We start from the raw sequence: 22177 nt of genomic DNA, 5'->3' as shown, positions 1-22177 counted from the left end.
CGTTCACTAATCGTTAAAGTGGTAAATAACGGGGTGCAGCGATCATGACGGGAGCGTGGCGTTTCGGATTTCTGGCCTTGCCGGCCTTGGTGCTGGCCGCCTGCGACGGCGGGGCCTCGGCGGTGAAGGCCCCCAGGGGCGACCAGGTCGCTTCGGCCGAGGGGACGAGCAACAGAAGCGGCGGCGCGCCGGCCGCGACCGAGATCGCCGAAGCCTCGGCCGCCGCGCGGCAGGCGGCCGATCCGCGCGACGCGCCGGTGCGGCTGATCTCGGGCCGGCCGATGTGGGCGGCCAATCGCACTCGCGGCGCCGAGGAGAACGCCCAGCGCGGTTTCGAACGTTTCGGCGAGGCCTTCGGGGCCCGTGACGTCGACGACTATGTCCGCAAGACCCATGCCTTCGTGGCCAAGCCGCCGGCCGGAGCCCAGACCCTGAAGCGGTCGAACGGCGACACCCTGATCTACGACCCGGCGGGCAACGTGTTCGCGGTAGTCACCCGGACGGGGGCCCCGCGCACCATGTTCAAGCCCGACGACGGCGCCGACTACTGGCGCCGGCAGAAAGAGGGCGCGGCTCGCCGCACGGCCGTCTCCGACCGGCGCGGCCAGGGCGGAAACGGCTGATCCAGCGATCAGGAGGGGGGAAAGAGCATGAGGGAGCAGCCGATCCCGGATGCGGCGACGCGCGATCCGACGGCCACCGAACTGGCGCGGATCTGGGTCGCCGAGCACGGCCTGCACTGCGCGCTGCGCATCGGCGCCTATGACGAGACGCCGATCGACGAGGCCAGGGCCTGGGGCATGATGCTGGCCGACCTGCTGCGCCATCTGGGTCGCGGCCTGTCGGACTACTATCGCCGCGATCCGGTCGAGGTGGTGGACGTCCTGCTGGAGGCGATGCGCGACGAACTGGCCTGTCCCAGTTCGCCGATCAGGGGCGGTCTGGCGCGGTCGCGCGACGATGAACCCGAGGCTGGCCAGACCAAGGCGCACTGAACAAAGCGGGACGGCGTCGCGGGTTGGCGTGCGCCGTGTCACAGTCGCGCGCCGGACGCGCGGCTAAGGGCGAAGGTTCGGCCGTGCCGGCGGCCGGATGGCCGGATGCGACGGGAGCGGGGGCTCCGGCGCATCCGGACGCCTGGCGCGGCGCCGGCTGTAGCCAGGAGCACTTGGGCGGAAGCACTCGGCCAAGAAGCACCTGGGCAAAGGCGCTTGGCCAAAAGCACGTGCGCCAGGGGCGCATGAAGGGGAACGGGCGTGATCGATCGACGAAAACTGCTGGGCCTGTTCGCCGCCGCCGGGGGCACGACCCTGGCGTCCGCCGTCGGGGGCGGGGCCTGGGCGGACGTGGCGCGACGGGGGCCGGCGACCTTTCCCGGGCCTGACCGTGAAGCGCGCCTGCAAGTTCCCGGCGGGCGGATCTATGCGCGGATCAACGGCGATCTCGACGCCGCCGTGGCCGGCGCGGGGCCGCCGCCGATCGTCATGGTCCACGGCGGGCCGGGCGGAACCCACTCGGGGTTCCTCGACGCCCTGGCGCTGTCGGACGAGCGCGCGGTGATCCTCTACGACCAGCTCGACAGCGGGCTTTCCGACCACCCGATGGATCCCGCCAACTGGACCGTGGGCCGCTTCGTCGACGAGCTGGAGGCGGTGCGCCAGGCGCTGAAGATCCCGCGCTGGCACGTGCTGGGCCACAGCTGGGGCGGCACGGTCGCCCTGGAGTACGGCGCACGGCGCTCGCCGGCCCTGGCCAGCCTGACGCTGGCCAGTCCGCTGGTGTCGACCCGCAGCTGGATCGCCGACGCCAACCTGCTGCGCGGCGACCTGCCGCCGGACGTGCAGGCGCAACTGGCCCGCTGCGAGACGGCCGCGCCGCCGCCTTCCGACAAGGCGCTTTCGGCGGCCTGCGACGCGGCGACGAACGCCTTCTACGCCGCCTTCCTGACTCGGGAGCCGCCGTCCGCGGCCCACCGCGCCTATCGGCCGGCGGGCGACAAGGGCTTCAATCCCGTGCTCTACAAGACGATGTGGGGCGCGACCGAGTTCTCGGCCACCGGCACGCTGAAGGGCTATGACGGCGAGCCGCTGCTCGACCGGCTGGACGGGCCGCGCACTCTGTTCATGGTCGGCCAGTACGACGAGGCTAGGCCGGCCACGACCATCGCCTTCTCCCGCCGGGCCAGGGGATCGGAACTGGCGGTGGTGCCCGGCGCCGGCCACGCCACCTTCACCGACCGTCCCGAAGAGACCGTGGCCGTGCTGCGTCAGTGGCTGCGCCGCATGGACGCCGCGCGGTGACGGGCCATGAGGCGCCTTCGCCGATCAGCGGGGAGCCCGGGGCGAGCGATGGGGCCGTCAGGACGATGCCCGCCTGGGCCGCCATGCTGACGCTGGCCGTGGCGCTGCCGGTCGCGTTGCTGGCCCGCCTTTGGCCCTTCGAGCGGGCGGTCGACCGGACGCCCGAGGCGGTGGCCGCGATCCTGCGGGATTTCCTCGAGGGAACGGGCGGACCGAACGATTGGGACGACTTCGAGAGCGTGCCGATCACCGATCCGAAGCTGGAGGACATCCGCCGGCGCGCCGCTCAGGCGGGTCCTTCCGAAACCGACCACGACGTGCTGGTTGCGCTGCTGTCCGAGGTCGAGGCGATGGCGCGGGCGCGCACGGAAGGTTGATCGCGACCCGTCGGCGCGGGGCGCCGTTCAGGGCCAGCGGCCTCGCCTGCTTCGGCCGTCGGACCCGCCGGAGTCCTGGGCGATATTCCGGTCGCGTCGACGCCGTGTGAGATCGCTCGCCGAGACGGCGGCTTCTCTGGTATCGAAAGCCGCACCCCGCGATCGCACGTCTGGCGCGCGGACGCCGCCGCCTGCCGGCGGGCTACCGCCCAACGTCTACCGCCGTTTCTTGCGCGCTCCGGCGGCGGCCGCCTTCTTGCGGCCGCCCGACTTGACCACCTTGCCCTTGCCGGCCTTGCCCGAGCGGGCGCCAGCCTTGCCTTTCCCGCCAGATTTCTTGGCGGCGGCGGCGCACTTGGCCTTGGCCGCCTTCAGGGCCTTGCCCTTCTTGCCCCTGGTGGAGCAGGGCGCGGCGCGGGCCGGGGCGGTCGAGGTTGTGCGGGTCGCGGCCGGGGCGACGCGCGGCGGCCAGATCACCGGTCCCCGCGCGGCGACGGCGTAGCCGGCGGGCAGCGCCGGCGCGCCGGTGCGCTCGATGGTCACCGCGGCCGGGACCGCGCCGTCCTCGGTCAGCCGGCCGGTCCAGGCGCCGTCGGGGCCGACGCTGAGGGCCAGGGTCGAGCCGACGCCGGGTCGGGCCATGAACCGCACGGCCGCGCCGCCGTCATAGGTGCGTTCGATGCTGTCGATCAGGCCGGTGGAGCCCACCGCGCCGGCGCGGCGCAGGTCGCGCCAGGCGCCCTCGACGGGGCCGTAGCCGCCGGCCGGATCGACGATCTGCAGCGAGTAGAGGGCCGCGCCGTCGGCGCCACGCAGCATCCAGCCGCCGTCCAGCGGGCCCTGCAGGCCCTGCGCCGCGGCGATCGAACCCTTGACCCGCAACTCGTAGGCCTGCTCGACGCTCATCGCCGCGCCGGGCGCGGCCGGGGCGGCGGATTCCGGGGCCGGGATCGGCAGGATGGTCGGCTTGTGGCGCGGCGCGGGCGCGGCCGGCGCCTCGTCTTCCTCGTCGGTGGTCTGGGGGCCGCTGGCGGCGATCAGGTCGGCCAGCGGGTCGCTGGCGGCGGGCGGCGTGGCGACCTGGGGAACGGAAGCCGTCGGCTGACCTGTGGATGCCGAGGCCGCCGCCGCCGGCGCGGCGACCAGCGGGATCGCCGGCTCGGGCTGGGCCGGCGCGGCCGGGTTCGTCGTCACCACCTCGGAGGCCGGCGCCTGGGCGAGGGCGGCGGCCGGAAACGACAGCAGGGCGGACAGGGAAACGGCGAGAAGGCGACGCATGGGGGTCCTTATCAGCCCGCCGTCTTCGCGGCGATGGCCTCCGAGACGGCGACCAGCCGTTGGGCCTGAACCAGGTGCAGCCGCTCGGCCATCCGGCCCTCGACGCGCAGGGCGCCTTTGCCCGTGTTCTCGGGCGCGGCGAAGGCGGCGATCACCGCCCGGCTCCAGGCGATCTCGTCGTCGCCGGGCGAGAACGCCCGGTTGCAGATCTCGAGGTGCTTGGGATGGATCAGGGTCTTGCCGTCGAAGCCGAAGTCGACGGCCTGGCCGCAGACGGTTTCCAGCGCCGCCAGGTCGTCGATGTCGTTGTGCACCCCGTCGAGGATCGACAGGCCGTGGCCGTGCGCGGCGGCGACCGCCTGCGACAGGATCGGCAGGAAGGCCTCGCGGCCCGGGGTCTGCCGCGCCCGCATCTCCTTGGCCAGGTCGTTGACCCCCATGACCCAGGCCGACAGCCGGGTCGTCCTGGCCGCCTCGGCGATCTCCCACAGGTGGAAGGCGGCCTTGGCGGTCTCGATCATCGTCCACAGGCGGGTGTGGACGGGGGCGGCGTGCAGGGCCGCTTCGTAGGCGTGGACGTCGGCGGCGTCGTTGACCTTGGGCACGAGCACCGCGTCGGGCCCGGCCTCGGCGGCGGCCTTGAGGTCGTCGGCGCCCCAGGGGGTGTCGAGGCCGTTGGTGCGGATGACGATCTCGCGCGGGCCGAAACCACCCGCCTTGACCGCCGCGACGGCGGCCTCGCGCGCGGCGAGCTTCATCTCCGGCGCCACGGCGTCCTCCAGGTCGAGGATGATCACGTCGGCGTCGAGCGCGCGCGCCTTCTCCACGGCCTTGGCGTTGGAGGCGGGCATGTAGAGGGCGCTGCGGCGCGGCCGGGGAAGATCGGTCATGGCGAAGTCATCCTGGCAGGGACGGGGCTACTGTAAAGCATCGATCTCGCGGCGGGCGAAGACATGGCGGGAAAGCCGGAAACGGGGTTAAGCTGGCGCCATGACCACGCAACCGGCCCCCACGCGCTATGACGAGACGGCCCGCAACGTGCTGGGCGGCGAACTGATCCCCTGCTCGCTCGATCCGGTGACCGGCTTCTACCGCAACGGCTGCTGCGAAACCGGCCCGCACGACCTTGGCCTGCACACCGTCTGCGCTGTGATGACCGAGGAGTTCCTGGCCTTCTCCAAGTCCACCGGCAACGACCTGTCGACCCCGCGTCCCGAGTTCGCCTTCCGGGGTCTGAAGCCCGGTGACCGCTGGTGCCTGTGCGCCGGCCGCTGGCGCGAGGCGCTGGACGCCGGCATGGCCCCGCAGGTCATCCTCGAGGCCACCCACGAGGAGACCCTGGCCATCGTGTCGCTGGGCGTACTGAAGGACCACGCGGTGGTCTGACCCGCGCACGGCCGAAGGGTCCCGGATGGTCGGTTACGAACGCAGGCTGCTGGTGCTGGTGGGGCTGATCGCCCTAGCCTTCCTGCCGCTGCTGGCCGCGTCGCTGTTCTTCCTCGCCCGCTTTTCGAGCGCCCAGGACCGGCTGGACGCCGTCTACACCCGCACCGTCATCCTCGCCCACGACCTGCGAAGCGAAAAGATGCGCCAGAATTCCCTGGTGCCGGTCATCGTCATCAATGGCGATAAGGGCCTGCTGGCCGAACTGGAGCGTTCGAACCGGCGCTTCGACCTGATCGTCGGCGAGCTGAAGACCCTGGCCGGCGACGCCGAGACGCGGGCGGCGCTGGACGCGGTGTCGACCCTGCAGCGCCGGCTGCTGGCGCTGCAGCGGACGGGCGTCGCCCAGCGCCTCGACGGCGGCACGATGAGCGGGGCCAACGCCTATTTCCAGAAGAACGCCGGCCCCCTGACCAGCAGCATAGACGCGGCCATCGATCGCTTCACCGACCGCTCGGCCGCCCGCTACCAGGCCGAACGGGCGCGCAATCAGCGCGTGGTGCGCGGCGTGTTCGGGGTGCTGGTCCTGGCCTCGCTGTTCGCCTTCGTGTTCTGCGCCTTCCTGGGGCGGCTGCTGCTGCGGCTGGTCGAGCAGAAGCGGAGCTACGACCAGGTCGCCGCGCGCCTGGCCGAGCGCGAGAAGGCGATCTCGCTGGCCCGCAAGGAGGCGGTCGAGGTGGTGGCCCACGACCTCAACAACCCGATCACCACCATCCTGTTCGCCAGCGAGAACCTGCTGGCCCAGCCCGGCGTCGAGGACCAGCCCAGGGTGCGGTCGGGCGTCGAGGCCATCCTTTTGGCCACCGAGACGATGCGGCGGCTGATCCGCAACATCCTCGACCACTCCAAGATCGAGGCCGGCGGCCTGGTGCTGGCCCGCGAGCGCGTCGACCTGGGCCGCCTGCTGGCCGATGCGGCCGAACAGTTCGCCCTTTCGGCGGCTCGCAAGGGCCTGAACTTCGCCTATGCGCCTGGCGGGGCCGAGCCGGTGCTCGACGCTGACGGCTCGCGCCTCGGCCAGGTGGTGGCCAACCTGCTGTCCAACGCCGTCAAGTTCACCGAGCCGGGCGGGACGGTGTCGCTGACCAGCCGGATCGAGGGCGAGGCGGTGCTGATCGAGGTGCGCGACACCGGCTGGGGCATGACGCCCGAGCAGGCCGCCCGGGTGTTCGACCGCCGCTGGCAGGGCGAGGCGGCCGCGGCGCACGGCAACGGTCTTGGCCTGGCGATCAGCAAGGCCATCGTCGAGGCCCATGGCGGGCGCCTAGGCGTCGACAGCCGGCCGGGCGAAGGCTCGGCGTTCAGCGTCGTGCTGCCGCTGGCGGCCCGGGACGAGGCGGTCAGGGAACGGGCTTGAGCGTCAGGACGTAGTCATGACCCGCAGGCTGCGCCGCGATCGCCAGGCCCGCGACGGGCGTGGGGCCTCTATCCGATCTCGCCGTGCAGCCAGTCGCGGAAGGCGGCCATGGCCGCGCCGTCGGGGCGCGAATGCAGGCGGGTCAGCCAGTAGCGGCCGGTGACCACCTCGGCGGCGAAGGGGCGAACAAGGCGCTCGGCCGACAGTTCGGGGGCGAACAGGGCGGCGGGCGCCAGGGCCACGCCCTGGCCGGCGACGGCGGCGGCGACCATCAGCACCGAATTGTCGAACATCGGCCCGCGCAGCGGCGGCGTCTCGGCCCCGGCGGCGGCGAACCAGCGCGGCCACTCGTCCGCGCGGTACGAGCGCAGCAGGGTCTCGCGCGACAGGTCGGCGGGCGCGGCCAGCCGTTCGGCGACCGAGGGCGCGCACAGGGCTGTCAGAGGCGCGGTCAGGATCGGCTCGGCATGGACGCCGTGCCAGGCGCCGTCGCCGAAGCGGATGGCCAGATCCAGCCCCTCGCCGGCCAGATCGACGCGGTTGTTGTTGGTCATCACCCGCAGGTCGACATGCGGGCAGGCCCGGCGGAAGGCGTCCAGCCGCGGCAGCAGCCAGCCCGTGGCGAACGACCCGACGACGCCCAGGGTCAACACCTCGCGCAGGCGCCCGTCGCTGTAGCGGTCGAGCGTCGCGCCGATGCGGTCGAAGGCGTCGACCAGCACCGGAACCAGGGCCTGGCCCTCGTCGGTCAGGGCCAGGCCGCGCGGCAGGCGGCGGAACAGGGCGACGCCCAGGCGCGCCTCCAGCTGAGCGACCTGATGGCTGACCGCGCCCTGGCTGACGCACAGTTCGACGGCGGCGCGGGTGAAGTTCAGGTGCCGGGCGGCGGCCTCGAAGGCGCGCAGGGCGTTGAGGGGAAGCTGGGCGCGGTCCATGGCCAAGTCATGAACCCAGCTCATGGCTGCGTCCAGATATGATGCTTTGTCGCCGGGAGCCTCGCCCGGCAGGTTCGCCGCGCCAACCGAAGGGGAGAGCGGCATGAAGAGCAAGTGGATCGCGGTTTCGAGCATGGCCTGGGCGCTGGGCGCCATGGCTGGACCGGCGGCGGCGCACGACCCGCTGCTGGCGCCGATCGAGCCCGAATACGCCGCCCGCTGGCTGGGCGCGGAGACGCCGATCAAGGTCTACGGCAATAGCTACATTGTGGGCTTCTCGGGTCTCAGCGTCGGGCTGATCAAGACCAGCCAGGGCCTGATCCTGGTCGACGGCGCCCTGCCCCAGGCCGTGCCGGCCATCGAGGCCAACGTCAGGGCGCTGGGCTTCAAGGTCTCGGACATCAAGCTGATCCTCAGCACCGAACCGCACTACGATCACGCCGGCGGCCTGGCGGCCCTGGCTCGCGACAGCGGCTCGACTGTGCTGGCCAGCGCCCCGGCGGCCGAGGCGCTGCGGCGCGGCCGGCCGGGCCAGGACGATCCCCAGCTGGGCGACCTCGTGCCGTTTCCGGGCGTGGCGAAGCTGCGCGCGGTCAAGGACGGCGAGGTCATCCGGCTGGGCGACGTGGCCGTCACCGCCCGCGCCACGCCGGGCCATACGGCCGGCAGCATGAGCTGGACCTGGACCTCGTGCGAGCGGCGCGACTGCAAGGCGGTGGTGTTCGGCTCCAGCCTCAATCCGGTGTCGTCCGACGGCTACCGGTTCTCGGATCCGAAGAACGCCGGGGTCGTCGCCAGCTTCCGCCGGAGCTTCGACGTCGTGCGGGGCCTCAAGTGCGACGTGCTGATCACCGCCCATCCCGACCAGTCGGGCGGCGACGCCAAGCTGGCGCGGGCCCGGCGCGGCGAGAAGCCCAACCCCTTCGTTGATCCGGGCGCCTGCCGCGCCTATGCCGACCGCTACGCCGCGCGGCTGGACAAGCGGTTGGCCAAGGAGAAGGCGGAGCGCTAGAGTCCGTACTCAATTGCGCGAACGGTTCTGCTCGTCATCCCGGCCGAAGGGCCGAGTAGCGGACCGTAGAGCCGGGACCCAGGGGCCACCTGCATTGCGCCGGCCCTTGGGTCCCGGATAAGCGCTTCGCGCTTTCCGGGATGACGAGCGATAAGCGATTGAATTTCTTGGATCCGATGTCTCGCTCAATTGAGCCCAAACCCTAGCGGGGCCTAATCCAGCGGCTTCAGCTCGCCCAGCACCGTAGGGATCAGTTCCGACACCGTGGGGTGGATCGGCACGGTGCGCTGCAGGACGGTGTAGGGGGCCTTGGCGTACATGACGTCGAGGATCCCGTGGATGGCTTCGTCGCCCGACGTGCCGAGGAACGCGGCGCCGAGGATTTGCTTGCTCTCGGCGTCGACCAGCACCTTCATGAAGCCTTGCGTCTCGCCCTTCTCGATGGCGCGGCCGACACGGGTCATGGGGCGGGTTCCGACCAGGGCCGCACGGCCCGAGGCGCGGATCTCGGCCTCTGTCATGCCTACCCGGCCCAGCGGCGGGTCGGTGTAGAGGGCGTAGGCGGTCAGGCGGTCGGTGACCTTCCTGGGATCGTCATCCAGCAGGTTGGCGGCGATGATCTCGAAGTCGTTGTAGGCGGTGTGGGTGAAGGCCCCGCGGCCGTTGCAGTCGCCCATGGCCCAGATCGACGGGACGTTGGTGCGCAAGGTCTCGTCGACGGTCACGTAGCCGCGCTTGTCGACGGGGACCCCGGCGGCCTCCAGCCCCAGGTCGTCGGTGTTGGGCTTGCGGCCGACCGCCAGCAGCACGTGCGAGCCCTTCACCGCCGGCTCGCCCTCCTTGCAGCTGACGTGGACGCAGGCGCCCTCGTCGCAGGGCGAGAAGCTGATGCATTCGGCGTTGAGGCGTACGGCGATCCCCTCGGCCTCGAGGATCTCGCGCACGGCGTCGGAGACCTCAGGATCCTCGCGGCCGATCAGGCGCGGGCCCATCTCGACCACGGTGACCTGGGCGCCGAAGCGGCGGTACATCTGGGCGAACTCCAGCCCGATATAGCTGCCGCCGACGATGACCAGATGCTCGGGCAGAGCGTCCAGCTGCATCATGCCGACATTGGTCAGGTAGGGCACGTCGTTCACGCCCGGCATGTCGGGCACGTTGGCGCGGCCGCCGACATTGAGGAAGATCCTGGGGGCTTCCAGCACCTGGCCGTCGACCTCGACGGTGGTAGGCGAGGTCAGGCGGGCGTGGCCTTCGAGGACCGTCAGCCCCTTCATGCCCCTGAGCCATTTCTCGACATTGCCGCGGGCGTTGCGGACCACGGTCTGCTGGCGTTCCTTGACGGCCTTCATGTCGACGCCGACGGGTCCCTGCAGCACGACGCCGTAGTCGGCGGCCCGGCGGGCCAGATGCGCGGCGTAGGCGCTGGCCACCAGGGTCTTGGTCGGCATGCAGCCGGTGTTGACGCAGGTGCCGCCGAACAGCTTGCGCTCGACCAGGGCGACTTTCCAGCCGGCGGCGGTCAGACGTCCGGCGAGAGAAGGACCGGCCTGGCCGGCGCCGATGATTATGGCGTCGAAGTTCATGCTCACGAAACCGCCGAGACGATCAGATAGGCGCCGCCCAGGGCGATCACGTCTTCGACAAGAGCGGCGGGCGTGTCGCGCTTGAAGGCCTTGGCCAGCCGGCTGCGCAGCTCGGCGCCGCCCAGGGCGCCGATGACCGCGCCGACCACGCCGAGGATCGCGCCGACGATCCACGAACCGCCGGCGAAGCCGATAGCCGCGCCCGAGAAGCCGCCGGCGACGATCCGCGCGCCGAACTGCGGCGGGACCTTGCGGCTGGGGGTCATCGGCAGCTGGTCGGTGATCAGCTCGACCGCCGCCAGGGCGGTGAGAATCCAGATGGCGATGTTTCCGCCCAGCCAGGCCAGCGGCGTGCCGGCCAGCGGAATCCAGCCCAGGTGCGCGCCCCAGGCGACGGCGGCGGGGGCGGTCATGGCCCGCAGGCCGGCGATCACGCCGATCAGCAGGGCGAGGACGTAGAGGGTCATGCGAGAACTCCCGAGCGTCGCCGCGATCAGGCGCGCGATCGGAGCAAACCGCAAGCGCCGGTCTCGGGCTTGGATGTTCCGGCGGTGGTTCGCCAATCAATCCGCCAGCGGGTACTCCCGCTCCAGCCGATAGGCCGAGCCCTCCTTGGTCCGCCAGCTGGAATAGAGGCCGAAGCGGTCGACATGGAAGGGCGGGGAGTGCAGCAGGTTGTGGCGCTGGATCCAGGCGCCGACCTCGGGCACGGGCGGGCGCTTCAGATAGGCCAGGGTGACGTGCGGCAGGTAGGTGCGGGTTTCGGGCTTCAGCTCGGCCTTGCGGGCCGCGCTTTCGTTGGCCTTCTGCAGGCGGCGCAGCAGCGGCTGGTCCTCGACCCCGGCCCAGACGGCGTGGATGTCGGCGCCTTCGCCGAAATGGCCCGCGCCCTTGAGCTCCAGGTCGAAGGCCGGCGCCTCGATCTCGGCGAGCGCTTCGTCGAGGTCGGCGGCGACCGGCTCGGCCACGTCGCCGATGAAGCGCAGGGTGATGTGGAAGGCCTCCAGCGGCCGCCAGTGGGCGCCTTCGATGCCGGATTGTCGGGCTTGCAGCGGCGCGCCGATCTCGGGCGGGACGGCGATCGCGGTGAACAGACGGATCATGCCGCCAGCCTAGACGCCTTGGCGGCCAGCTCAAGGCTTAGGGGCTCAAAGCCTCTGATCGGCGGTCAGGGCTCCGGCCGGATCGGCGATGGCGTCGGCGCGCTCCTTTTCCGACTTCGGAGTCGAGACCAGCGGCTTGGCCACGGCGAGGGCGCGGCGGTAGGCCTCGGTCAGGGCCGCGTCCGGGGCGGTGGCGACGTCCGGGACGACGCCGGTCCCTTCCCAGCCCTTGCCGGTCAGAGGATGCACCACCTGGCCGTTGGGCACGAACACGACGAGGCCGAAGCCCAGGGGCGGCGAGGGCCGGTTGGCGGGATTGCCGCCGCCGCGGGTCTTCTCGCCCACCAGAACGGCGCGGCCATTGGCTTGCAGGCTGTAGGCGAAGGCCTCGGCGGCCGAGAAGGTGCGGGCGGCGGTCAGCACGAAGACCGGCTTGTCGGCATAGAGCGGCGCGCCGGGCCCCTGGCGGACCTTGCGCTGCTGCACCTCGACGCCGCCGTCGGCTTGCGTCCAGCGGATGGTCTCCAGCACCAGGGGTTTCTTCGACAGATGGCCCAGCAGACGCTCGTCGGCCGCGCCGCCGCCGCCGGTGTTCTCGCGCAGGTCGATGACCAGGGCGTCGGTGTCCTTCAGCAGGCCCAGCGCCGCGTCGACCATGTCGGCGCCGGCGTCGGACTGTTCGAAGTAGCGCAGCTTCAGATAGCCGATGTTGGCCGGCAGGCGGCGCGCGGCCATCAGGCCGTAGGCCAGGCGCTGGTCGAGCAAGGCCTGCTCGGCGTCGGTCAGGGCGGGGACCTTGGCGCTGGTGGTGGCGACCGAGACCCGCAGGTGCTGGTCGTTCGAAACGCCCAGGGTGATGGCGCTGAGCGCCTCGGCCAGCTTGGCGCGGTCGCCGATCCTGGTGAACTCCGCCCGGCGGGCCCGCAGCGCCTCCTTAACGGCGGCCGCCCTGGCCGGGTCGAAATAGCCGTCGAGGTCACGGATCAGGGTGTCGACCACCTGGGCCGACTGGACGGCGTTCAGGGTCTCGCCATCCTCCGCCAAGGCGGGGGTTGCGGCCAGCAAGGCGATGGCGGCTGTGGCGGCGAGCATGCGGCGCATGGAAGGTCCCTCTTGAGCGGCGACCATGGGCCACGGCGCATCGGGGTGACGCCAGTTAAGCTTGCGTCATGACCCATTGTTCATCCGCCGGTGGCGGCTTGCTCGAACGGGAAATTGTCTGACAAATAGCGCCGCCCAGGGAGGATCGGCGCGGTGGCCGGCCGGGCGGGAGGCAGGCGATGACGGGACTCTCGATGGATCGGCGCGGGGTGCTGCTGGCGGGCATGGGGGCAAGCCTGGCGGCCGCTTCCGACGTCGCGGCGGCGCCGGCCCGCAAGACCGTGTTGGCCCCGCGTCCGCCGATGGGCTGGAACAGCTGGAACAGCTTCGCCACCACCATCAACGAGGCCCAGGCGCTGGAGACGGCCCGGATCATGGCCGCCCGGCTGGCGCCGTTCGGCTATGACGTCTTCACGGTCGACATCCAGTGGTACGAGCCGGCGGCCGTCGGCTACGACTATAACCGCGCGCCCGAGCCGACGATGGACGGCCATGGCCGCCTCGTTCCAGCCCCCAACCGCTTTCCGTCCAGCGCCGGCGGCGCGGGCTTCAAGCCGCTGGCCGATCAGGTCCACGCGCTGGGCCTGAAGTTCGGGGTGCACCTGATGCGGGGGATTCCGCGCGGGGCGGTGAAGGCTGACCTGCCGGTGCTGGGGACCAGCGTCCGCGCCGCCGAGGTCGCCGACACCTCCAGCACCTGTTCCTGGAACCCCGACATGTACGGCGTCGACATGCGCAAGCCCGGCGCCCAGGCCTATTACGACAGCGTCTTCCGCCTCTTCGCCCAGTGGGGCGTCGACTTCGTGAAGATGGACGACATGAGCCGGCCCTACGACGCCCACGCCGCCGAGATCGAGGCGGCTCACAAGGCCATCGCCGCCTGCGGCCGGCCGATGATCCTCAGCCTGTCGCCCGGCGAGACGCCGGTCCCGCGCGCCGAGCACGTGCGCAAGTACGCCCAGATGTGGCGCATCTCGGACGACTTCTGGGATGAGTGGGCGATGCTGGAGGCCCAGTTCACGCGGCTGGAGAACTGGAACGCCTTCCGCGCCCCGGGGGCCTGGCCGGACGCCGACATGCTGCCGCTGGGCCGGCTGGCGCTGGGCAAGCGCGATAGCAAGTTTACTCCCGACGAGCAGCGCACACTGATGACCCTGTGGTCGATCGCCCGCTCGCCGCTGATCATGGGCGGCGACCTGCGCCACCTGGACGAGCCGACCCTCGCTTTGCTGACCAACCGGGAGGTGCTGGCGGTCAACCAGGCCAGCACCGACAACCAGCCGCACTTCGTCGAGGACGGGACTCGGGTGTGGTCGGCGCGGCCGGAGGGCAAGCCGGCCGACCGCTATCTGGCGCTGTTCAACACCACCGGAAAGCCGAAGACGGCGGGGATCGGACTGCGCGACCTTGGCCTGCCGGACGGCGTCTCGGCGCGCGACCTGTGGAGCGGGCAGGCGCTGGGTCGGGTGAGCGGCCGCGTGGAGCGGACCTTGCCGGCGCATGGCTCGGCGCTGCTGCGGCTGGGCGGCTAGCGATCCTCCCCCTTTCGGGAGAAGGTCTCTAGTCTTCTTCGTCGGACTGGGGCCCTTCGGGGTCGCCGACGAGGTTGGGCGGGTCGGCCAGGACCAGGCGCTCGGCCAGCTTCACTTCCGGCGCGGCGGCGCGGGTGAAGGGCAGGTACCAGGTCTGTCCGCCGAGCGGGGGGATGATCTCGAGCAGGTCGCCGGCGCCGAAGTCCTGGACGCTCTTGATCTTGCCCAGGTCCTCGCCGGTGGCGACGTGGCGCACGGCCATGCCGATCAGGTCGGTGAGGTAGAACTCGTCCTCGTCGGGCTCGGGCAGGGCCGAGCGGGGGACGAAGAGCTTGAGGCCGCGCAGGGCGTCGGCGGCTTCCTTGGTCGTGATCTCGGGGCAGCGGCAGATCAGGCCGTCCTTGACGGCCCGGGCCTGCGAGATGCTGAGGGCGGTCGAACCGTCCTGGCGCAGGAGCCGCTTGAAGCCCTTCAGGGCCATCGGCTCTTCGGTATAGGTCGAGATCCGCACCTCGCCGCGCACGCCGAAGCCGCCGGCCACGCGGCCGACCAGGATCATCGGGTCATCGGAAGAGATGGGCATCGACAGGAGGCTTTCCGGGCGAAGCCGGCGTCCGTGGGTAGAGAAGAGAAAGGCGCCGCTCTCACGAGGAGAGCGGCGCCGTATCCCTTAGCCTTCCGAAGCTTCTTCGGCCGGGGCCTCGGCGGCCGGGGCTTCTTCAGCCGGAGCAGCGGCGGCTTCGGCGGCCGCGGCGGCGGCGGCTTCAGCGGCGGCCTTGGCGTCTTCCTTGGCCTGAGCTTCGGCGGCGGCGCGCTCTTCTTCGCGCTGGGCGCGCTCGGCGGTGCGTTCCTTGGCCTTCTTGCCCGGCTCGGCCTTCTTCGGGTTGTTGCCGGCGGTCCAGGCGCCGACGCCTTGGGCGGCCAGGAAGCGGGCGACGCGGTCGGTCGGCTGGGCGCCCTTCTTGAGCCACTCCTGGATCGACTCCAGCTTCAGGGTGACGCGCGCGGGGTCATCCTTCTTCAGCAGCGGGTTGTAGGTGCCGACCTTCTCGATGAAGCGGCCATCGCGCGGCGAGTGGCTGTCGGCGATGACGATCGAGTAGTACGGACGCTTCTTGGCGCCGCCACGGGCGAGACGGATCTTCAGCATTGTCGTTAGTCCTTGGATCTAAAGCTATTTTTTCTTGAACGGATTGAAGCCGGGCGGCAGGCCGCCCAGGCCGGAGAGCGGGTTGGCCCCGCCCCCGAGGCCCGGCAGACCGGGCAGCCCCGAAAGGCCTTGGCCTTCCGTCGCGTTGGGATCGGAAGCGGGCATCTTGCCGCCGCCGAGGGATTTCAGTCGGGCCATGTCGCCGCCGCCGAGCATGCCGGCCATGCGGGCCAGGCCCTTGCCGCCGTCCTTGCTCATCGACTTGAACATGTCGGCCATCTGGCGGTGCTGCTTGAGCAGGCGGTTGACCTCGGCCACGTCGACGCCCGAACCGGCGGCGATGCGGCGCTTGCGCGAGGCCGCCAGGATGTCGGGCTTCTTGCGCTCTTCCTTGGTCATCGAGCTGATGATCGCCTGCTGGCGGCGGAAGATGCTGTCGTCGATGCCGCTTTCGGCGATCTGCTTCTTGACCTTCTGGACGCCCGGCAGAAGGCCCATGATGCCTTCCATGCCGCCCATCTTCTGCATCTGCGACAGCTGGGAAGACAGGTCGTCGAGGTCGAACTTGCCCTTGGCCAGCTTCGTGGCCATGCGCTCGGCTTCGGCCGCGTCGAGGTCGGCGGCGGCCTTCTCGACCAGGGCCACGACGTCGCCCTGGCCCAGGATTCGGCCGGCGACGCGGCGGGCGTCGAACACGTCGAGCTGGTCGATCTTCTCGCCGGCGCCGAGGAACTTGATCGGCAGGCCGGTGACGTGGCGCATCGACAGCGCCGCGCCGCCGCGGCCGTCGCCGTCGGCGCGGGTCAGGATCAGGCCGGTGAGCGGCAGGCGCTCATGGAAGGCTTTCGCCGTACGCACGGCGTCCTGGCCGGTCAGGCTGTCGGCGACCAGGATGGTCTCGGACGGACCCGCGATGCGGGCGATTTCCGCCGCTTCGCTCATCATCGCCTCGTCCAGCGTGGTGCGGCCGGCGGTGTCGAGGATCAGGACGTCGTAGCCGCTGAGCTTTGCGGCGGTCAGGGCGCGCTTGGCGATGTCGGGGGCGCTCTGGCCGGCGACGATCGGCAGGCTCTCGACGCCGACCTGCTTGGCCAGGGTCGCCAGCTGCTCCATGGCGGCCGGGCGGCGGGTGTCGAGCGAGGCGACCAGCACCTTCTTGCGCTCGGTCTTGGAGAGACGCAGCGCCAGCTTGCCGGTGGTGGTGGTCTTGCCCGAGCCCTGCAGGCCGGCCATCAGGATGATGGTCGGCGGGTTCAGGGCCAGGTTCAGGCCGGTGGGGACGTCGCCGCCCAGCATGTCGACCAGGCCGTCATAGACGATCTTGACCACCTGGTCGGCCGGCTTGACCGAGCGGATGACGGACTCGCCCGAGGCCTTTTCCTTGGCCTTGGAGATGAAGTCCTTGACCACCGGCAGGGCGACGTCGGCTTCCAGCAGGGCGACGCGGACTTCGCGCAGGGCCTCGTCGATGTCCTTTTCGGACAGCACGCCGCGACCGCCGAGGCGGTCGAAGACCCCTGAAAGTCGCTCTGTAAGGCCGTCGAACATGCGAAACCCTGGACAAAAACAAAGATCCAAACGCCATCAGCCCCCGTGGACGATCACGTCGACGGGGGTCCTCGCCGTCCTCGTCCGCATGGTGTCCCGGGCTACCGGGGCGGGGTCGTGACGGTGGAGGCGCTGCTGATAAAGCGCCGGAAGTGGGCGCTTATGCGGGAGCGCTGTGGAAAATGCAAGGATTTCGAGTCGCTTGGCCCCAGTTGGTCGAGGGGCTCGCCGAGGGGCGGGCGCCGGCGCGAAGGCCTTTGCCTTTCCGTTCGCGGAGGATTAAGGGCTTCATCGAACGCGTTCGACGGGATGCGGTCAGGGATTGGGGTCCCGTTTCGTCTGGTCTGCTCGCAAGGACTCCATGTCGACCAAGCTCCTGTTCGCCGCCGTCGCGGCTCTCGCCCTGCTGCCCGTCTCCGCCCTCGCCCAGGCCCTGCCCTACAAGGACGTCGAAGCGCCCGCGACCTGGGAGGTCGATGTCGGCGGCGGCCCCGTCTACGGCTTCAGCCCCGGCGGCAAGGACCCCCACAAGACCAACTTCACCTTCTGGGGCAGCGCCCACTGGAAGGGTAAGATCTACGCCAACGGCCTGGATGGCCTGGGCTACAACGTCGTCAACGACGAGGACTTCCACGTCGGCGCCCAGCTGCGCCCGCGCTGGGGCGGTCCTGACGACACCGACAGCGGCATCCAGAGCCCCGACACCGGCGCGGATCTGGCCGTCTATGCCTACAAGCGCACCTGGAAGGACTTCGTGGTCGGCGGCCGTATCGGCCGCGACGTCACCGGCGTGTCCGACGGCTGGGACTTCTGGGGCTCGGTGTCGCGCCAGGACGTGACGCCGGTGGGCCTGCTGCAGTCGATGGTCTACGCCCGCGGCGGCGACAAGAACACCAACCGCACCTTCTACGGCGTCACCGCCAAGGACGTGGCGGCCGTGCCGAGCCTGGCGCAGTACGATCCCAAGGGCGGACTGAACCAGGTCGGCGTCGCCTTCCTGATGATGACCCCGATCGGCGACAAGTACGCCGTGGGAACCTTCGCCAACTACGAGCGCATCCTGGGCGACGCCGCCGACAGCCCGCTGATCGAGCGGTTCGGCCAGCAGGACGAGTACCGCGGCGGCCTGATCGTCGTGCGGCGGTTCATCGGACGGTAGGGCGCCCCCGCGCCCCTTCCCTTCTCTTGCTTTCCCGGGCCTCGTGCCCGGGATCCATGGTTCAGCCGCTCAGACCTCCTCAAGATCGCTCAGGTCTGAGACGTCGCTGGCATGGGCCCTCGCCACGAGGGCGAGGGAAGCATTGAAAAGACGGCGAACAGCGCGCGCCGTCGCCCTCAATTGGGCGACGTCACCGTCGCGCCCTGGGCCCTCAGGCGGTCGAGCACGCCGTTGCTGGGCAGCAGGAAGGCCAGGTCGACGACGGCGACGGTGACGCCGGGCCGCTCCAGGGCTTCGGACAGGGTCTTGGCCGACTGGCCGATCTGGTCGGCGAGCAGGCCCGCGCCCCCGGGCGCGCGCAGCAGACAGCGCTGGGCTGCGCTGGACGAGTAGCGGGCCCGCACCGAGGCGATGTCGCCATTGGCCCAATCGGTCCCCAGGGTGTTCCAGCGCGGCGCCTCGTAGTCGATCTCGTCGAGGGCGTCGCGTAGGCAGGCGAGATTGGCCTCGTCAGAGAGCTTGCCGGCCGCGCTCAGCACCGGACCCAGGCGGTACTGGCTCATGGCCTTGACCTTGACGCCCTTGGCCTTGGCCATGCGCTCGATGGTGCTGACCGGCTTGGCCTCAGAGAGGCCGGCGGCCTGGCGGAAGTCGGACAGCACGACGAAGCCCGCCACGGCCGGCTTCCAGTCCTTGTAGGGGATGGCGGTGCGGCGGGCCTGGGTGCGGGCCTTGACGAAGCGCTCCTTCAGGTCGGGCGGCAGCCGGTCCTCCAGCTTCTTGCCGAAGCCCTGGCGCACCCCGCCGCCGCCGGTGAGGAAGAACTTGGTGACCTGCATCGGCCCGACCGAGGCCTCGGGCGGGACCAGCACGAGGCTGGCCTGGTCGAGGGCCCGGTTGAGGCGAGGGCTGTCCCACTTCAGCTGGTGCGGCAGGGGCGCGGCCGAGCCCAACACGTAGAGCTTGGCGCCGTTCTTCTCGACCAGCCACAAGGCCGGGCCCGGCGGGCGGGCGACCACCAGCAGTTCCTCGACGACGGCGCTGCCGGGATCGGCCGGCTGCAGCTCGACGGTCGGCGTCTGGGCGGCGGCGGGAACGGCGAAGGCGAGCGCCAGGGCGGCGAGGGCCGCGACGCGGGCGGATCTCGAAGCGGCCATGGGGTACTCCTCCTGCTTGCGGCCAGACATAGTGCGCGTCGGCGGATGGCGAAACGGGGGCGCGACTTGCGTGGTCTTCCCGACGCATGGCTCTCTGCGGCGGCTGTCGATGTCCTGGAGGGGGAAACATGCTCAAGCGTTGGATGGGAGCGGCCTGCATGGCCGCCGTGCTGGCTGGAACCTTTGCCTCGCCGGTGCTGGCGCAGGCGCCAGCCGCGAGCGCCTCGATCGGGGTGGCGTCTCCGGCGCTGAAGGCCGTGGTCGACGAGCACTGGGCCTGGTGGCTGAAGGGCGCGCCGGTGCAGGCCACCCTGCTGGGCGTGCGGACCTATGACGACCAGCTGGACGACCCCTCCCTGGCCTTCGCCGACCGCCGCGCCGCCGAGGCCGCCGCGTTCCTGAAGCGGCTCGACGCCATTCCCGACGCCGGTCTTTCGCAGGCCGATCGGGTCAACAAGGCGATCCTGCACAGGATGCTGGCCGAGCAGGTCGAGGGCAACGGGTTCGGCCAGCGCACCATGCTGTTCTCCAGCATCGGCAGCTGGCACCAGTATTTCGCCGCCCTGCCCGACATGCTGCCGTTCTTCACCAAGGCCGACTACGACAGCTACCTGAAGCGGCTGGACCTCTATCCGGCCTACAACGCCGCCTCGATCGCCACGGTGCGCGAGGGCCTGGCCAAGGGATACGTCCAGCCGTGCGCGCCGATGAGGGCGTTCGGGGCGACGATCACCGCCACTATCGCCAGGGACCCGGAGGCGTCGGCCTTCTACAAGCCGTTCAAGCGGGCCCGGCCGCAGACCATCGGCGAGGCCGACTGGGCCGCCATGCAGGCCCGCGCCAAGGCGTCGATCACCGGCGGGATCAATCCCGCCTACCAGGCGATGTCGGACTTCTACGAGAAGGACTACGCGCCCAGGTGCCGCCGGGACGTGGCCGCGACCGCCCTGCCCCAGGGGCCGGCCTGGTACGCCTACCAGGTGCGTGTGATGACCACGACGACCAGGACGCCCGAGGAGATCCACCAGCTGGGTCTTTCCGAGGTCGCCCGCATCCGCGCCGAGATGGACGAGGTGGCCCGCAAGAGCGGGATCGCGCCCGACCGCAAGGCTTTCATCGAGAAGCTGCGCACCGATCCCAAATATTACGCCAAGACCCCGGCCGAGCTGATGCGCGAGGCCACCTATCTGGCCAAGACCATCGACGGCTGGATGCCCAGGCTGTTCGGAACCCTGCCCCGCCTGCCCTACACCGTGCGCGAGATCCCCGCCGAGATCGCCGAGGGCAACACCACGGCCTACTACAACGCCGGCTTCGCCAGCACGGGCTCGCCCGGGGTCTATTTCGTCAACACCACCCATCTGGACCAGCGGCCGCTCTACGAGATGCCGGCCCTGACGGTGCACGAGGCCGTGCCGGGCCACCATCACCAGATCGCGCTGCAGCAGGAGCTGGACTTGCCGGAGTTCCGCAAGAACGCGGCCTTCTTCACCGGCTTCGTCGAGGGCTGGGGGCTCTATTCCGAGCGCCTGGGCATCGAGATGGGCCTCTACGATACGCCCGAGAAGGACATGGGCCGCCTGTCCTACGAGATGTGGCGGGCCTGCCGCCTGGTGGTCGACACCGGCATCCATTCCAAGGGCTGGACCCGTGACCAGGCCATCGCCTTCATGCTGGAGAACACGGCCCTGTCGCGCACCAACATCGAGGCCGAGGTCGACCGCTACATCACCTGGCCGGGCCAGGCCCTGGCCTACAAGCTGGGCGAGCTGAAGATCCGCGAGTTGCGCACCCGGGCCGAGACGGCGCTGGGCGACAAGTTCGACCTGCGGGGCTTCCACGACGCGGTGCTGAAGAACGGCTCGGTTCCGCTCGACGTGCTGGAGGTTCAGGTCGACGCCTGGATCGCGGCGCGGAAGGCCTAGGATCCGTACTCAATTGCGCGACCATTCTTACTCGTCCTCCCGGACAAGCGCTTCGCGCTTTCCGGGATGACGAAGATTAAGTGATTGAATTTCGCGGATCCGAAACACCGCTCAATTGAGTCCATACCCTAAGGCGTCATGCAGGCGGCCTCGACCACGGTGGCGTCCAGCGTGCCGGCGGCCGGGACCTGCCAGCCCTGCTCGAAGCGATAGGCGTCCTCGGCGCCTTCGAGGTTGTTGTCCGGATAGCGGAAGGCCGCGGCGTTGCGGAAGCGGCTGGCCGTACAGTCGACCTCGACCAGCAGCTTTTCCGAGCGGAAGGCCGGAGCGCCCGGCGCCTCGGCTTCGGTGCGCGGCTCGCGAAACTCGTGGCGGACCCAGATCTTGCCCCGGGGCGCCAGGCCGTCGTTCTCCTTGGCGGTCTTGGCGAACATCAGCACCGCCCCGTCCTCGCCGGCGGCGAAGAACGGCCAGCCGTCGCCTCGCACCTTCTGGGCCCAGCGCGGCATGGCCCTGGCCTTTTCGCCGGGCGTGACGACGACGCCGTCGATCGTGCCCTGGGCGGTGGTTTGCGCGGAGACCTGGCCCGTCGGCGGCGGGGCGGCCTGGACCGCCAGCAGCAGGCCCGCGGCGAGCATCAGATCGGCGATGGTCACCGGCGGCCTCCCGTGCAGGGCGCGGGAGCGCCCTTTTCTTCGTTGCTGGTCACGGTAACATGGGTATTCGAACGATCAACCGGCCGAGGGCCTCGCGGATGACGAACAAGGCCGTCGCGCTGTCGCTGCTGATGCTCGCCGCCCTGGCCGGCGCGGCCCAGGCCGCCCCCACGCGCAAGGAAAGCTGGGGCAAGCCGGGGATCAGCTACCTGAAGTACCGCACCGATGCCGCCGACTGCCTGCACTATGTGGAGACCCAGGCGCCGGTGAAGCTGCCCCTGGTCGACGTGGTGTTCGAGATGGACATGGCCGTCGATCCGGAGGGCGGGCTGAACGCCATGTACGCCTATGCCGACCAGCAGAAGCTGCACATGAACCGCAACTGGCGCGAGGTGCGGCGGCAGGCGACCGGGGCGGTCGAGACCTGCCTGGCCGGGCGCGGCTACACCCGCTTCAAGCTGACCAAGGCCGAGCGCGAGGAACTGGAGGGCTTGCGCGTCGGCACGCCGGCGCGGCAGCTTTATCTCTGGCGGCTGGGAGCCGAGCCGCGCTGAGGAG

The 22177-nt window shown here is 70.7% G+C and carries 23 protein-coding genes; 11 read left to right on the top strand and 12 right to left on the bottom strand.

Going from position 1 to position 22177, the window contains the following annotated elements:
• The first annotated feature begins 44 nt into the window (after positions 1-44).
• The 4 genes from C1707_RS05630 (at position 45) to C1707_RS05615 (ending at position 2677) form a co-directional block, all read left to right on the top strand.
• The gene (locus C1707_RS05630; protein ID WP_101713216.1) at positions 45-623 is read left to right on the top strand and encodes a hypothetical protein; all 579 of its coding nucleotides are present in this window, start codon (positions 45-47) and stop codon (positions 621-623) included.
• A gap of 27 nt (positions 624-650) precedes the next feature.
• The gene (locus tag C1707_RS05625) at positions 651-995 is read left to right on the top strand and encodes a DUF5076 domain-containing protein (RefSeq protein ID WP_101713217.1); all 345 of its coding nucleotides are present in this window, start codon (positions 651-653) and stop codon (positions 993-995) included.
• 261 nt (positions 996-1256) lie between these two features.
• A complete protein-coding gene (locus C1707_RS05620) occupies positions 1257-2300 on the top strand; it encodes a proline iminopeptidase-family hydrolase (RefSeq protein ID WP_205686825.1) in 1044 nt (347 codons plus the stop codon).
• An 83-nt stretch (positions 2301-2383) separates the two neighbouring features.
• Positions 2384-2677: a hypothetical protein gene (locus tag C1707_RS05615; protein ID WP_145998372.1), complete on the top strand. Its 294-nt coding sequence runs from the start codon at positions 2384-2386 to the stop codon at positions 2675-2677.
• Positions 2678-2893: 216 nt separating this feature from the next.
• Here C1707_RS05615 and C1707_RS05610 read toward each other — a convergent pair whose 3' ends face one another.
• Both C1707_RS05610 and C1707_RS05605 read right to left on the bottom strand, forming a co-directional pair.
• Positions 2894-3955, bottom strand: a complete 1062-nt coding sequence (locus C1707_RS05610; RefSeq protein ID WP_101713219.1) for a hypothetical protein — start codon at positions 3953-3955, stop codon at positions 2894-2896.
• Between the two features lie 11 nt (positions 3956-3966).
• Positions 3967-4845 (bottom strand): HpcH/HpaI aldolase/citrate lyase family protein, encoded by an 879-nt coding sequence (locus C1707_RS05605; protein WP_101713220.1) that lies wholly within the window; start codon positions 4843-4845, stop codon positions 3967-3969.
• 100 nt (positions 4846-4945) lie between these two features.
• Here C1707_RS05605 and C1707_RS05600 point away from each other — a divergent pair, with 100 nt between their 5' ends.
• Entirely contained in the window at positions 4946-5341 is a 396-nt protein-coding gene (locus tag C1707_RS05600; RefSeq protein WP_101713221.1) for a DUF2237 family protein, read from the top strand.
• A 25-nt stretch (positions 5342-5366) separates the two neighbouring features.
• Positions 5367-6755, top strand: coding sequence for a sensor histidine kinase (locus tag C1707_RS05595; RefSeq protein WP_101713222.1), 1389 nt, complete (start codon positions 5367-5369; stop codon positions 6753-6755).
• A 68-nt stretch (positions 6756-6823) separates the two neighbouring features.
• Here the strand turns inward: C1707_RS05595 and C1707_RS05590 are convergent, their stop codons facing one another.
• Positions 6824-7714, bottom strand: a complete 891-nt coding sequence (locus tag C1707_RS05590) for a LysR family transcriptional regulator (RefSeq protein ID WP_338032086.1) — start codon at positions 7712-7714, stop codon at positions 6824-6826.
• A gap of 79 nt (positions 7715-7793) precedes the next feature.
• Between C1707_RS05590 and bla the strand changes: the two genes are divergently transcribed.
• A complete protein-coding gene (gene bla / locus C1707_RS05585; RefSeq protein WP_101713224.1) occupies positions 7794-8702 on the top strand; it encodes a subclass B3 metallo-beta-lactamase in 909 nt (302 codons plus the stop codon).
• 212 nt (positions 8703-8914) lie between these two features.
• Here bla and C1707_RS05580 read toward each other — a convergent pair whose 3' ends face one another.
• From C1707_RS05580 to C1707_RS05565, 4 genes are all read right to left on the bottom strand, one after another.
• Positions 8915-10288, bottom strand: a complete 1374-nt coding sequence (locus C1707_RS05580; protein WP_101713225.1) for an FAD-containing oxidoreductase — start codon at positions 10286-10288, stop codon at positions 8915-8917.
• A gap of 2 nt (positions 10289-10290) precedes the next feature.
• Positions 10291-10755, bottom strand: coding sequence for a DUF4126 family protein (locus tag C1707_RS05575; RefSeq protein ID WP_101713226.1), 465 nt, complete (start codon positions 10753-10755; stop codon positions 10291-10293).
• 96 nt (positions 10756-10851) lie between these two features.
• Complete coding sequence (gene thpR / locus C1707_RS05570) at positions 10852-11391, bottom strand: RNA 2',3'-cyclic phosphodiesterase (RefSeq protein ID WP_101713227.1); 540 nt, start codon at positions 11389-11391, stop codon at positions 10852-10854.
• A 45-nt stretch (positions 11392-11436) separates the two neighbouring features.
• Positions 11437-12492 (bottom strand): S41 family peptidase, encoded by a 1056-nt coding sequence (locus C1707_RS05565; RefSeq protein ID WP_164467289.1) that lies wholly within the window; start codon positions 12490-12492, stop codon positions 11437-11439.
• Positions 12493-12671: 179 nt separating this feature from the next.
• Between C1707_RS05565 and C1707_RS05560 the strand changes: the two genes are divergently transcribed.
• Positions 12672-14024: a glycoside hydrolase family 27 protein gene (locus C1707_RS05560; protein WP_101713229.1), complete on the top strand. Its 1353-nt coding sequence runs from the start codon at positions 12672-12674 to the stop codon at positions 14022-14024.
• Positions 14025-14052: 28 nt separating this feature from the next.
• Here the strand turns inward: C1707_RS05560 and rimM are convergent, their stop codons facing one another.
• The 3 genes from rimM to ffh form a co-directional block, all read right to left on the bottom strand.
• The gene (rimM, locus tag C1707_RS05555; protein ID WP_101713230.1) at positions 14053-14607 is read right to left on the bottom strand and encodes a ribosome maturation factor RimM; all 555 of its coding nucleotides are present in this window, start codon (positions 14605-14607) and stop codon (positions 14053-14055) included.
• An 87-nt stretch (positions 14608-14694) separates the two neighbouring features.
• Entirely contained in the window at positions 14695-15174 is a 480-nt protein-coding gene (gene rpsP / locus C1707_RS05550; protein ID WP_101713231.1) for a 30S ribosomal protein S16, read from the bottom strand.
• Between the two features lie 24 nt (positions 15175-15198).
• Entirely contained in the window at positions 15199-16722 is a 1524-nt protein-coding gene (gene ffh / locus C1707_RS05545; RefSeq protein WP_101713232.1) for a signal recognition particle protein, read from the bottom strand.
• 361 nt (positions 16723-17083) lie between these two features.
• Between ffh and C1707_RS05540 the strand changes: the two genes are divergently transcribed.
• Positions 17084-17881 carry a MipA/OmpV family protein gene (locus C1707_RS05540; RefSeq protein WP_101713233.1) on the top strand — a complete coding sequence of 266 codons (798 nt, stop codon included), beginning with the start codon at positions 17084-17086 and terminating at the stop codon, positions 17879-17881.
• Between the two features lie 176 nt (positions 17882-18057).
• Here C1707_RS05540 and C1707_RS05535 read toward each other — a convergent pair whose 3' ends face one another.
• The gene (locus C1707_RS05535; protein WP_101713234.1) at positions 18058-19038 is read right to left on the bottom strand and encodes a TraB/GumN family protein; all 981 of its coding nucleotides are present in this window, start codon (positions 19036-19038) and stop codon (positions 18058-18060) included.
• A gap of 128 nt (positions 19039-19166) precedes the next feature.
• Between C1707_RS05535 and C1707_RS05530 the strand changes: the two genes are divergently transcribed.
• Complete coding sequence (locus C1707_RS05530) at positions 19167-20963, top strand: DUF885 domain-containing protein (protein WP_240633871.1); 1797 nt, start codon at positions 19167-19169, stop codon at positions 20961-20963.
• A 128-nt stretch (positions 20964-21091) separates the two neighbouring features.
• On the opposite strand, the gene C1707_RS05525 is transcribed toward C1707_RS05530, so the two are convergent.
• Entirely contained in the window at positions 21092-21619 is a 528-nt protein-coding gene (locus tag C1707_RS05525; RefSeq protein ID WP_240633870.1) for a surface-adhesin E family protein, read from the bottom strand.
• 98 nt (positions 21620-21717) lie between these two features.
• On the opposite strand from C1707_RS05525, the gene C1707_RS05520 reads away from it, so the two are divergent.
• Entirely contained in the window at positions 21718-22173 is a 456-nt protein-coding gene (locus C1707_RS05520) for a hypothetical protein (RefSeq protein ID WP_101713235.1), read from the top strand.
• Positions 22174-22177 lie beyond the last annotated feature (4 nt).

Origin of the sequence: Caulobacter flavus (assembly GCF_003722335.1) — a bacterium.
Taxonomy (GTDB): Bacteria; Pseudomonadota; Alphaproteobacteria; order Caulobacterales; family Caulobacteraceae; genus Caulobacter; species Caulobacter flavus.
Note: the sequence above shows the minus strand (reverse complement) of the source record. Positions and strands in the feature narration are given on the sequence as shown.